This window comes from Pseudomonas sp. LAMO17WK12:I10 (assembly GCF_900215185.1).
In the GTDB taxonomy this organism is placed as follows: Bacteria; Pseudomonadota; Gammaproteobacteria; order Pseudomonadales; family Pseudomonadaceae; genus Aquipseudomonas; species Aquipseudomonas chlororaphis.
In genome coordinates this window covers 134,696-146,045 of sequence record NZ_OBDX01000017.1, presented here as the reverse complement: position 1 = coordinate 146,045, position 11,350 = coordinate 134,696, and the positions used below count along the sequence as shown (strand labels likewise).

At 63.6% G+C, this 11,350-nt stretch carries 16 protein-coding genes; 9 read left to right on the top strand and 7 right to left on the bottom strand.

Annotation, left to right across the window (positions count from 1 at the left end; translation table 11 throughout):
* Positions 1 to 37: 37 nt before the first annotated feature.
* On the bottom strand, positions 38 to 373 hold the full coding sequence (locus CRO75_RS19140; RefSeq protein WP_097137499.1) for a hypothetical protein: 336 nt from the start codon (positions 371 to 373) through the stop codon (positions 38 to 40).
* Positions 374 to 757: 384 nt separating this feature from the next.
* Here CRO75_RS19140 and CRO75_RS19135 point away from each other — a divergent pair, with 384 nt between their 5' ends.
* Positions 758 to 991, top strand: coding sequence for a DUF6555 family protein (locus CRO75_RS19135; protein ID WP_097137497.1), 234 nt, complete (start codon positions 758 to 760; stop codon positions 989 to 991).
* A gap of 80 nt (positions 992 to 1,071) precedes the next feature.
* On the opposite strand, the gene CRO75_RS19130 is transcribed toward CRO75_RS19135, so the two are convergent.
* A complete protein-coding gene (locus CRO75_RS19130; protein WP_092421978.1) occupies positions 1,072 to 1,320 on the bottom strand; it encodes a DUF1652 domain-containing protein in 249 nt (82 codons plus the stop codon).
* Between the two features lie 281 nt (positions 1,321 to 1,601).
* On the opposite strand from CRO75_RS19130, the gene CRO75_RS19125 reads away from it, so the two are divergent.
* The 8 genes from CRO75_RS19125 to CRO75_RS19090 all read left to right on the top strand — a co-directional run bounded on the left by CRO75_RS19125 (position 1,602) and on the right by CRO75_RS19090 (position 6,232).
* Entirely contained in the window at positions 1,602 to 1,934 is a 333-nt protein-coding gene (locus CRO75_RS19125; protein ID WP_085534149.1) for a DUF6388 family protein, read from the top strand.
* A gap of 51 nt (positions 1,935 to 1,985) precedes the next feature.
* On the top strand, positions 1,986 to 2,690 hold the full coding sequence (locus CRO75_RS19120) for a YoaK family protein (RefSeq protein WP_087091606.1): 705 nt from the start codon (positions 1,986 to 1,988) through the stop codon (positions 2,688 to 2,690).
* A gap of 64 nt (positions 2,691 to 2,754) precedes the next feature.
* Positions 2,755 to 3,147, top strand: a complete 393-nt coding sequence (gene tusD / locus CRO75_RS19115; RefSeq protein ID WP_009044569.1) for a sulfurtransferase complex subunit TusD — start codon at positions 2,755 to 2,757, stop codon at positions 3,145 to 3,147.
* Positions 3,148 to 3,150: 3 nt separating this feature from the next.
* Complete coding sequence (gene tusC / locus CRO75_RS19110; RefSeq protein WP_085534145.1) at positions 3,151 to 3,513, top strand: sulfurtransferase complex subunit TusC; 363 nt, start codon at positions 3,151 to 3,153, stop codon at positions 3,511 to 3,513.
* Positions 3,513 to 3,812 (top strand): sulfurtransferase complex subunit TusB, encoded by a 300-nt coding sequence (gene tusB / locus CRO75_RS19105; protein ID WP_053261833.1) that lies wholly within the window; start codon positions 3,513 to 3,515, stop codon positions 3,810 to 3,812. The genes tusC and tusB overlap by 1 nt, the downstream gene beginning before the upstream one ends.
* Entirely contained in the window at positions 3,809 to 4,144 is a 336-nt protein-coding gene (locus CRO75_RS19100) for a TusE/DsrC/DsvC family sulfur relay protein (RefSeq protein ID WP_009044572.1), read from the top strand. The genes tusB and CRO75_RS19100 overlap by 4 nt, the downstream gene beginning before the upstream one ends.
* Positions 4,141 to 5,142, top strand: a complete 1,002-nt coding sequence (locus CRO75_RS19095) for a glycosyl transferase family protein (RefSeq protein ID WP_097137495.1) — start codon at positions 4,141 to 4,143, stop codon at positions 5,140 to 5,142. Before CRO75_RS19100 ends, CRO75_RS19095 begins: the two co-directional genes overlap by 4 nt.
* 88 nt (positions 5,143 to 5,230) lie before the next feature.
* The gene (locus CRO75_RS19090; RefSeq protein ID WP_097137493.1) at positions 5,231 to 6,232 is read left to right on the top strand and encodes a glutathione S-transferase family protein; all 1,002 of its coding nucleotides are present in this window, start codon (positions 5,231 to 5,233) and stop codon (positions 6,230 to 6,232) included.
* 75 nt (positions 6,233 to 6,307) lie between these two features.
* Here CRO75_RS19090 and cysG read toward each other — a convergent pair whose 3' ends face one another.
* From cysG to lolA, 5 genes are read right to left on the bottom strand one after another with little or no spacing between them, the layout of a single operon-like run.
* Positions 6,308 to 7,702, bottom strand: coding sequence for a siroheme synthase CysG (gene cysG / locus CRO75_RS19085; RefSeq protein WP_097137490.1), 1,395 nt, complete (start codon positions 7,700 to 7,702; stop codon positions 6,308 to 6,310).
* Positions 7,703 to 8,983 (bottom strand): serine--tRNA ligase, encoded by a 1,281-nt coding sequence (gene serS, locus CRO75_RS19080; RefSeq protein ID WP_062825336.1) that lies wholly within the window; start codon positions 8,981 to 8,983, stop codon positions 7,703 to 7,705.
* A 16-nt stretch (positions 8,984 to 8,999) separates the two neighbouring features.
* Positions 9,000 to 9,374: a fluoride efflux transporter CrcB gene (gene crcB / locus CRO75_RS19075; protein WP_007929222.1), complete on the bottom strand. Its 375-nt coding sequence runs from the start codon at positions 9,372 to 9,374 to the stop codon at positions 9,000 to 9,002.
* Entirely contained in the window at positions 9,371 to 10,696 is a 1,326-nt protein-coding gene (locus CRO75_RS19070) for a replication-associated recombination protein A (protein ID WP_009044577.1), read from the bottom strand. The genes crcB and CRO75_RS19070 overlap by 4 nt, the downstream gene beginning before the upstream one ends.
* Before the next feature lie 30 nt (positions 10,697 to 10,726).
* Entirely contained in the window at positions 10,727 to 11,350 is a 624-nt protein-coding gene (gene lolA, locus CRO75_RS19065; RefSeq protein WP_007929220.1) for an outer membrane lipoprotein chaperone LolA, read from the bottom strand.

The window sequence follows — 11,350 nt, the reverse complement described above, 5'->3', positions numbered from 1 at the left end:
CACTTTGACAACCCCTTCGCAGAAGGCATGAAGCGGCCTACAGGCAATCATGCACGGCCTTTTTCAGCACCGCGGACTTGGCCCAGGCTGTTCCCTGGTAGAGCGAGACCAGGCTGCCGTTCTTCGACTTCACCACTTCCACGACCTCATCCGATGCCAGGCTGCCAGGGGCGGTGATCCGATAGCCGTTGGAGATATCGGACTGGGTGCTCCTGGGCGTCTCGCGCTGCCAGGCCGGCAGGACACACTGCGCGTAATCTTTCGGCGTTTTGCCAGTCAGCTCACTGACATTCGGCTTGCCCGGTGCCAAAGCCGTGGGTAACGAACACCCGGCCAACAGTCCCATCAGCGACGCGCCTAGCCAAACTCGCATATGTCTTCCTCATCCCTAAAAAATCGAGAAATGTATCACTTGCCCGGGCTTATCGTTAGAAACACCTGCTTCTTTCGCCGAACGGTATTCCCGCCCCGCGATCATCACCTGATATCTGTCAAAAAACCGTTAACCCCATCACGTCCCGGAACAGGAAAATGGCAGTTTCTTCGCAAAGGCCTCGATTGACGGAAGTTCCCGCAACATGACACCTATTGAGGGCGGTTTCAGCCAGGGGCGTTTGGGATACAGGAGAATGCCGCGAGGCATTTGAGGAATGAACGGCGACTGTCCATGCAGTTCGGATGAGTGGTGCAAGTCAACGCGTCCTTTTGGGAATAATCTTGAATCGCCACCACCCAACACAGCCCAAAGGACGCGGCGATGAACAGCATCAAGACTTTCGAAATTCGCTACTGTTTCGCAGGTTCGCAAAGAACCTTCACTTACCAGGGCAAGCGATTGAGCGACAGCGACACCTGGTATCTGGCCTTTCTGCATTCCGGGTGCCTGATTACCCACGACACCCCCTGCGGCGGGACCTACCGCACCATGCTGACATTCGCCGAGCGCAGCGGCGTCACGCTGGCGAACTGGAGAGAGTTGTCTGAAAACTAGCCCTCCCCGCACAACTCAGACGTCCGACACTGGCGCAAGGAAGCGCACTCAACCCGCCCGATGATCCATTTGCACAACGACTAGAAACCGCCGGCAAATGCCCGACGCCCCGCCCTGATTTCAGTCCGCAACTCACCGACGAAATTGGCCGCCGCGCGAACACTGGTGAGATGCTCGGTCGATACCCCGGTAATGAACAGGTCGATCCGTCCGCTTTGCGGCTCGAAAACCTTGATCGCCAGGGAGCCGTCGGGGTTGACGGTGCAGGTGCAGGAAAGCGGCAGGAAACCGGACTCCAGGATCTGGCAAAGCTCGTCCATCGAGAGCATGAGAAATTCCTCCTTGGCGACGCCACTTGGAGAGAGTGCCCGTTGAGAATAGGTCACAAGAACGGGGCTCATACCAAGGCATTCAGTGGAAAGTGTTATCCAGCACGCATTTTTGCCTGGGCAATCCGCTCAGTGGCACGTTGCGGACACGGCTCGGACCGTCCGTCGCGCAACTCCACCCGGGAGCATTTTGACGCTGGACCGGCCAGGCGTTATGGTCGCTGGGCTTTCGCACAGCCCCAATCCGAAACGACTTCCTTCAACCCCATCCAGGATCGCCGATGGCCGCCCCCGAACACCCGCATGAAGTGGCCCTGCAAAAGTTTCTCGCGGCACGCCCCGAGCTTCGTGAAGCACTCGATCACCTCAACCCCTTGGCTGCCCAGGCCAGGGGCGAAACCCAGGAGCAATACCGCGCGGAGCGACTGCACGAAGCCTTCGAGGCCGAGGCGGAACGCCAGGGTCTGTTTGCCTGGGAGCTGAGCCTGCAACTGACCGCGCAGAGCGCGGAAGAATTCGCCGCGCGGCGGCTCGAAGTGCACCGGGAAGTGGCGGAAATGGCCGGCATGCCCTGGAGCGAGTATTGCCAGCTACATGGCCTGCCACGCGATTGAGCGCCGGTCGGGCCTTCGATAAAGGATCATTGTCACCATGAGTCAACGCTGATGCTGCCCTCTTCCACCAGCCTTCGTAGTAACCCGGAGCTGCTGCGGCGCCAGAAATGGCGCGGCCGCATAGGCCTGTGCCTGGTCGCCAGCCTGTCGGTCCTCGCCGGCATGACCGACGCCATCGGCTTCATGGCCACCGGGGACTTCGTCTCCTTCATGAGCGGCAACACCACGCGCCTGGCCGTCGCCATCAGCGATGCCGACCTGGCCCTGACCCTGCATCTGGTGCTGCTGGTCGTCACCTTCATCGCCGGCAACGCCCTGGGCATCGTCGTCAGCCGCTTGGGTGGCCGCCGGGCCTTGCCGCTGCTGTTGTGCATTGCCACGCTGCTGTGCGCGGCAGCTGCTTGGCCGTTTGAACAACGGCTACCGGCGGTGCTGGCCGCGATTATCGCCATGGGCATGCTCAATGCTGCCGTCGAGGAAGTGAACGGGCTGCCCGTGGGCCTGACCTATGTCACCGGCGCCCTGTCGCGCTTTGGTCGCGGCCTGGGCCGCTGGATGCTCGGCGAGCGGCGCAATGGCTGGCGCATCCAACTGGTGCCCTGGGGCGGCATGTTCGCCGGCGCCGTGCTGGGCGCCGTTCTGGAGCAGCATCTGGGCCTCGCGGCCCTGTTCGTCAGCGGCCTGCTGTCGGCGCTGCTGGGGCTGTTGTCGTTGAAGATCCCCCATCGCTGGCAGTTGGGCTATATGCCGCGCTAAAGCCACTTCGCCGGGCCCGGCATAAAGCTTTATCATGGCCCTAGGTTTGCAGACAGAGTTCTACATGAAGTTCGCCATTGCCCTTTTTTCCGCCGCTCACGCGCCCTCCTCGCGCCGCGCCCTGGCATTCGCCCAGGCAGCGCTGGCCGGCGGCCACGAGATCGTGCGGCTGTTTTTCTATCAGGATGGCGTGCACAGCGCATCGGACAACATCGTCACCCCGCAGGACGAAGCGGACCTGCCCGCGCAATGGCGAACCTTCGTCAGCGAGCACCAGCTCGATGGCGTGGTGTGCATTGCCGCCGCCCTGCGCCGCGGGGTGTTGAACCAGGAGGAAGCCGCGCGCTACCAGCGCCCGGCCGTCAATCTGAGCGCGCCCTGGGAGCTTTCCGGGCTCGGCCAGTTGCACGACGCCATACAGGCGGCCGACCGCCTGATCTGTTTCGGAGGGCCATGAAACATGGCGCAATCCCTGTTGATCATCAGCCGCCAGGCACCCTGGTCCGGCCCCGGCGCCCGCGAAGCCCTGGATATCGTCCTGGCGGGCGGCGCCTTCGACTTGCCGATCGGCCTGCTGTTTCTTGACGATGGCGTGTTTCAGCTGGCCCCCGGGCAAAAAGCCGCTGCCGTGCAGCAAAAGGACCTCAGCGCCAATCTGCAGGCCCTGCCGCTGTTTGGTGTGGAGCAGCTGTTCGCCTGTGGCGCCAGCGTGGCGGAACGCGGCCTGGACCCGGCCGCGCTGAACCTGGACGAGGTGCAGGTCCTGGCCCCGGCCGAACTCGGCGCACTTATTGACCGTTTTGACCAGGTGATCACCCTCTGATGTCGACCTTGCACGTGCTGTCCCACTCGCCTTTCACCGACTCCCGGCTGACCAGTTGCCTGCGCCTGCTCGGCCCGCAGGATGCCATCCTCCTGTGCGGCGATGCGGTGTACGCCCTGCAGCCCGGTAGCGCGCCGCTGGCGGCCCTGCAGGCACGCGGCGAGACGCTGTCGCTCTACGTTTTGGCGGAAGACCACCAGGCCCGCGGCCTGGAGGTCCCGGCCTGGGCCACGAGTGTCGATTACCCGGCGTTCGTCGCGCTGTCGATCCAGTACGACAAGGTCAACAGCTGGTTATGAACGCACTGACTGTCGGCGAACGCGCCATCGCCCTGGACAAGGACGGCTACCTGGTGGAGCTGGGCGACTGGTCCAGCGAAGTGGCCGCGGCCCTGGCCGCGGCGGAACAGATCGAACTGACCCCCGAGCACTGGGAAGTCCTAGAGCTGCTGCGCGGCTTCTACCAGGAGTTCCAGCTGTCGCCCGCAACCCGCCCACTGATCAAATACACCGCCTTGAAGCTGGGCCCGGACAAGGGCAACAGCCTGCACCTGAACCGACTGTTCAAAGGCACTCCCGCCAAACTTGCCGCCAAGCTGGCGGGCCTGCCCAAGCCGACCAATTGCTTATGACCGATTACACCCCGCTGACCATCGAGACGCCCGCCGAGCATCCTTTCGCGCAGTTCGTGCGCATTCTCGGCAAAGGCAAACGCGGCGCCCGCAGCCTCACCCGTGAAGAAGCCCGGGAAGCCATGGGCATGCTGCTCGACGACAAGGTCGAGGACACCCAGCTCGGCGCCTTCCTGATGCTATTGCGGCACAAGGAAGAAAGCCCCGAGGAACTGGCGGGCTTTACCGAAGCCCTGCGCCAGCGCCTGCAGGCGCCGCCGATCAAGGTCGATCTGGACTGGCCCAGCTACGCCGGCAAAAAGCGCCACCTGCCCTGGTTCCTGCTGGCCGCCAAGTGCCTGGCGCAAAACGGCGTGCGCATCCTGCTGCACGGCGGCGGCGCCCATACCGCCGGCCGGCTGTACACCGAGCAATTGCTGGAGCCGCTGCACATCCCGCTGTGCCGCGACTGGCAGGCGGTCGATACCGCGCTGGCCCAGGGCAACCTGGCCTTCATCCCCCTGGGCGACTGGGCGCCACAGCTGCAACGCATGATCGACCTGCGCAATACCCTGGGCCTGCGCTCGCCGATCCACTCCCTGGCGCGCATCCTCAACCCGTTGGGCGCGCGCTGCGGCCTGCAAAGCATCTTCCACCCCGGCTATCAGGCCGTGCATCGCGATGCCAGCGGCCTGCTGGGGGACAACGTCATTGTGATCAAGGGCGACGGCGGCGAAATCGAGATCAACCCGGACAGCGCCAGCCACTTGTACGGCAGCACCGGCGGTATCAGTTGGGATGAGGAATGGCCGGCGATGTCCGAGCAACGCCATGTCAAACCGGCCACCCTCGACCCCGAGCACCTGAAAGCCGTCTGGCGCGGCGATGTGCAGGACAGCTACCCGCAACTGGCGCTGATCGCCACCATGGCCCTGGCCCTGCGCGGGCTCGGCATGCCCCGGGAACAGGCGTTGGAGCAGGCTCAGCACTACTGGGACGCGCGCGAAAGATCGATTTAACCGATCATAACTGCCGGACTTTTGCGTAATTCGTTCGAACTCCTCGGATTAGACTGCACTCCAATGCACACTGACCGAGGAGTTTTTTATGGGCCTGCTGATTGAAGGACGCTGGCACGACCAGTGGTACGAAAGCAGCAAAGACGGCGCCTTCCAGCGCGAACAGGCGCAACGCCGCAACTGGGTGACCGCTGACGGCAAACCAGGCCCTAGCGGCGAAGGCGGTTTTCGCGCGCAAGCCGGCCGTTATCATCTGTACGTATCCCTGGCCTGCCCCTGGGCGCACCGCACGCTGATCCTGCGCAAGCTCAAGGGTTTGGAGAGCCTGATCGATGTGTCGGTGGTCAGCTGGCTGATGCTGGAACAGGGCTGGACTTTCGACCGGGCCCTGGGCTCCAGCGGCGACCAGCTGGACCACCTGGCTTTCCTCCACCAACGCTACACCGCCGATACCCGCGACTACACCGGCCGCGTCACCGTGCCCGTGCTCTGGGACAAACAACAGAAACGCATCGTCAGCAACGAGTCGGCGGAAATCATCCGCATGTTCAACAGCGCCTTCGATGACCTGAGCGGTAACGGCCTGGACTTCTATCCGGAGCCGCTACGCCGCGAAATCGACGAACTGAACGCGCGCATCTATCCGGCGGTGAACAACGGCGTGTATCGCGCCGGCTTCGCCACTTCGCAGCAGGCCTACGAAGCGGCCTTCGACGATCTGTTCGCCGAACTCGACTGGCTGGAACGGCGCCTGGGCGGCCAACGCTACCTGGCCGGCGAATACCTGACGGAAGCGGACATCCGCCTGTTCACCACACTGATTCGCTTCGACGCGGTGTATTACGGTCACTTCAAATGCAACCTGCGGCGGATCGCCGATTATCCGAACCTGTCGAACTGGCTGCGAGAGCTGTACCAGTGGCCGGGGATCGCCGAAACCGTGGATTTCACCCATATCAAGGGGCACTACTACGCCAGCCATCGCACCATCAACCCGAGCGGCATCGTGCCGAAAGGGCCGGCACAGGACTTCGATGCGGCGCATGATCGCGAGCGTTTGAGCGGGCGCGGGGTTTGGCGCAAAGGTTGAGATCGCTATCGCGAGCAAGCTCGCTCCTACAGGGATCGCGGATACCTGTAGGAGCGAGCTTGCTCGCGATGCTTTTCAGACCTGCGACTGCGCGCCTTCGAACCAGGCGAGCTTCTCGCGAAGCTGTACCACTTCGCCGACGATCACCAGGGTCGGCGCATGCACTTCATGCTCCGCCACCAGCTTCGGCAGATCCGCCAGGGTGCCGGTGAACACTCGCTGGTTGGCGGTCGTACCCTGCTGGATCAAGGCGGCCGGCGTATCCGCCGAACGGCCATGCCGGATCAACTGCTCGCAGATCACCGGCAAGCCCACCAGGCCCATGTAGAACACCAGGGTCTGCGCAGGCGCGACCAGGTCGGCCCAGGGCAGATCGGTGGTGCCATCCTTCAGGTGCCCGGTGACGAAACGCACGGACTGCGCATAGTCACGGTGGGTCAAAGGAATGCCGGCATAGGCCGCGCAACCGCTGGCCGCGGTAATCCCCGGCACCACCTGGAACGGAATGCCCTGGGCCGCCAGCTCTTCGATCTCTTCGCCGCCACGGCCGAAGATGAACGGATCGCCACCCTTCAGACGCAACACGCGCTTGCCCTGTTTGGCCAGGTCCACCAATTGCTGGTTGATCTGCTCCTGGGGCAAGGCGTGATCGGCGCGGCGCTTGCCGACATACACCCGCTCGGCATCGCGACGGCACAGCTCGAGAATCGCCGGTGCTACGAGGCGGTCGTAGAGCACCACATCGGCTTGCTGCATCAGGCGCAAGGCGCGGAAGGTCAGCAGGTCCGGATCGCCCGGCCCTGCCCCCACCAGATACACCTCGCCCGGCGCATGGGGCGCGTCGCCGGCGATCTTGGCCTGCAGCAAGCGCTCGGCCTCCTCGCCCTGCCCGGCCAGCTGCCGGTCGGCGATCGGTCCCTGGAACACGTCTTCCCAAAAGGCACGACGCTGCTGCACGTCCGGAAACAGGCCTTTGACCTGATTGCGAAAACGCGCGGCCAGGCCGGCCAGCTGACCGTAGGTCGAGGGAATCCAGGTTTCCAGCTTGGCCCGGATCAGGCGCGCCAGCACCGGCGCATCGCCGCCACTGGAGACGGCGATCACCAGCGGCGAACGGTCGACGATCGCCGGGAAGATCACGCTGCACAGGGCCGGCGCATCCACCACATTGACCGGCACGCAGCGCCGATGAGCATCGGCGGAAACCTGGGCATTGAGCGGTTCGTCGTCGGTAGCAGCGATGATCAGCACACAGCCGTCCAGGTCCGCCTCGGCATAACCGCGCGACAGGCATTCGCCGCCGCTGGCCGTAACCAGCTCGCGCAACTGGGGTTCCACTTCAGGTGCAACTACCCGCAGCAGCGCACCGGCGTCGGCCAACAGGCGGGATTTGCGCAAGGCAATCTCCCCGCCGCCGACCACCAACACACGACTGCCGCGCAGGTTATGAAACAGCGGCAGAAATTCCATTTAGCCGATGACCTCGAGGCCGCCCATGTAAGGCTTGAGCACCTCAGGCACACGGATCGAACCGTCGGCCTGCTGGTAGTTCTCCAGCACCGCCACCAGGGTACGACCGACCGCCAGGCCGGAACCGTTCAGGGTATGCACCAGCTCCGGCTTGCCGGTTTCCGGGTTACGGAAGCGCGCCTGCATGCGGCGGGCCTGGAAGTCACCGCAGTTGGAGCACGACGAAATCTCGCGGTACTTGTCCTGGCTCGGGATCCACACTTCCAGATCGTAAGTCTTGACCGCGCTGAAGCCCATGTCGCCGGTGCACAGCGCCAGGGTGCGGTAAGGCAGTTCCAGCAGTTGCAGGACTTTCTCGGCGTTGGCGGTCAGGCCTTCCAGGGCTTCCATGGAAGTCGATGGCTCGACGATCTGGACCATCTCGACCTTGTCGAACTGGTGCTGGCGGATCATGCCGCGGGTGTCGCGACCCGACGAACCGGCTTCGCTGCGGAAGCACGGGGTGTGGGCGACGAACTTGATCGGCAGTTGCTTCGAATCGAGGATCTCGCCGGCCACGATATTGGTCAGCGACACTTCGGCAGTCGGGATCAGGTACAGATCGGCTTCGTTTTCACGGCTGATCTTGAACAGGTCTTCTTCGAACTTCGGCAACTGGCCGGTGCCCACCAATGCCGGTGCCTGCACCAGGTAAGGGGTGTAGGCCTCTTCGTAACCGTGTTCGCTGGTGTGCAGGTTGATCATGAACTGCGCCAGGGCGCGGTGCAGACGGGCGATCGGCCCGCGCAGCAGGGCAAAACGCGCGCCCGACAGCTTGGCCGCGGTCTCGAAATCCAGCCAGCCGTGTTTTTCGCCCAGGGCGACATGGTCCAGGATCGGGAAGTCGAACGCCGTCGGCGTGCCCCAGCGGCGCACTTCGACGTTGCCTTCTTCGTCGTCGCCAACCGGCACCGATTCGTGGGGCAGGTTCGGGATGCCCTGCAGGATCGCATCCAGCTCGGTTTGAATGGCGTCCAGCTCAACCTTGCCGACTGCCAACTCGCCCGCCATGCGCTCGACGTCGGCCATCAGCGGCGCGATGTCTTCGCCGCGCTGCTTGGCCTGACCGATGGACTTGGAGCGCGCGTTACGTTCGGCCTGCAGTTGTTCGGTGCGGGTCTGGACGGTCTTGCGCTGTTCTTCCAGCGCTTCGATGCGTGCTACATCCAGGGCAAAGCCACGGGATGCCAGGCGGTCCGCTACGTCCTGAAGGTTGCTACGTAACAGTTTGGAGTCGAGCATGTCGGTCTCTCGTTTATCAAAGTTTGGTCAGGGACAGGCCGGCCCAGGTCGCGAGCAGCCCGCCGAATACGCTGATGGCCGCATAGCCCAGGGCCAGCGGTATCTGTCCGCTTTCCAGCAGACGTACCGTATCCAGTGAAAAGGATGAAAAAGTCGTCAGGCCGCCAAGGAAGCCCACCATCAACCCGGCGCGCACCTCGATGGGCACCTCCGGGCGTATCAGAAACAAGCCGTACAGCACGCCGATCAGCAGGCAGCCCACGATATTAACGGCCAGCGTCGCGGTATAGAAGTGCCGCGGCCAATTGGCGCTGATCCAGTTACCGGTGGCAAAGCGCAACAGGGTTCCGGCAATTCCACCCACCGAGACGGCAAGGATCAACGGGATCACGGTTTTCTCCGCTGCTTGGGGCTGGCCCGGTCAAGCTCCGCCAGGTGCTTGAGCTTCTCGCCGATCTTCAGTTCCAGGCCTCGGGGCACAGGTTGATAGAACGGCTGCGGCTCCAGCGCCTCGGGAAAGTAGTCTTCGCCGGCCGCGTAGGCATCCGGCTCATCGTGGGCATAACGATATTCGTCGCCGTAACCCAGTTGCTTCATCAGTTTGGTCGGCGCATTGCGCAGGTGCAGCGGCACTTCCAGCGACCCATGTTCGGCAGCGCTGCGCATGGCGGCCTTGAAGCCCATGTACACGGCGTTGCTTTTCGGCGCGCAGGCCAGGTAGGTGATGGCCTGGGCCACCGCCAGCTCGCCTTCGGGGCTTCCCAGGCGCTCCTGCACGTCCCAGGCCGCCAGGCACAGGCTCAGTGCCCGCGGATCGGCGTTGCCGATGTCTTCGCTGGCCATGCGCACCACGCGCCGCGCCAGGTACAGCGGGTCGCAACCACCGTCGAGCATCCGCGCGAACCAGTACAGGGCGCCGTCCGGGTTGGAACCGCGGACCGACTTGTGCAGCGCCGATATCTGGTCGTAGAAGGCTTCGCCGCCCTTGTCGAAACGCCGACGGGTATCGCCCAGCAGGCTTTGCAGCAGCTCGACACCGATTTGCGTGCCGTCTTCGGCGAGATCCGAGGCGTTCTCCAGCAAGTTGAGCAGGCGCCGGCCATCGCCGTCCGCCGCCGCCAGGAGCATCTGGAAGCCTTCGTCGCTGAGGCTCAGCTGGCGCTTGCCCAGCCCGCGCTCTTCAGTCAAGGCCCGCTGCACCAGCTTGTGCAGCGCCGCCTCGTCGAGGCTCTTGAGCACATACACCCGGGCCCGGGACAACAGTGCGTTGTTCAGCTCGAAGGACGGGTTCTCGGTGGTCGCACCGATGAAAATCAGGGTGCCGTCTTCGACATAGGGCAGGAAGGCATCCTGCTGGGATTTGTTGAAACGGTGCACTTCGTCGACGAACAGGATGGTCCGGCGCCCGTACTGGGCCGCCTGCTGCTTGGCGATCTCCACCGCCTGGCGGATCTCCTTGACCCCGGCCAGCACCGCCGAGACGGTTTCGAAGTGCGCATCCGAGACTTTCGCCAGGAGCCGCGCCAGGGTGGTCTTGCCCACGCCCGGCGGCCCCCAGAAGATCATCGAGTGCAAGGCCCCCTGCTCCAGCGCTTCGCGCAGAGGCTTGCCGCGGGCGAGCACATGTTCCTGACCGACGTACTCGTCCAGGTTGGCCGGGCGCAGGCGCGCGGCCAGGGGTTGGGCGATCGGGTCACTGCGAAACAGATCCATGGCGGACGATTGAAACCTCTTGGCGGCGACTTATTCTTGGATCACGTCGGCACCCTTGGGGATGTCGAACTTGAACTTGGAGGCGGCGATCGGCTCGTTGGCCTTGACCCCGGTGAACAGGATATTGGTGCGCTGGCCAACGCTGTCGATCAGTTGCATGTCATTCACCAGGCCATTGCGGAACGACAGGCGCAGGCTGTCGAACAGGGTGTCCTTGGTTTTCGGCTTGAGGATGAAGTCCACCACGCCACCGGCTTCCTTGGCGCTGATGTCGAAGCTTTCGCTGATTTTCGACACATCGCCCGACAACAACAAGGCTGGGGTCTGGGTCAGGCGCTGGTCCAGGGTCTTGATGGTGACCTGTTCCAGGTCCGGGTCCCACAGGGAAACCTTCTTGCCGTCGGAGACCATCAGTTGTTCCTGCGGCGCATCGGTGTGCCAGTAGAACAGGCCCGGGCGCTTCAGCGCCATGTCGCCAGCGGTTTCCTGCAGCTGGGTGCCGCTGCCGTCGAGGGTCAGCTGCGAGAAACGCGCAGTCAGGGTCTGGGACTTTTCGAGCAACTGGGTCAGGCGCGCCACGTCTTTCTGATCGGCATGGGCCGACAGCGTCGTTAAAGCCAGTACCGGTACCAGCAACATGCGGATAAGACGCAT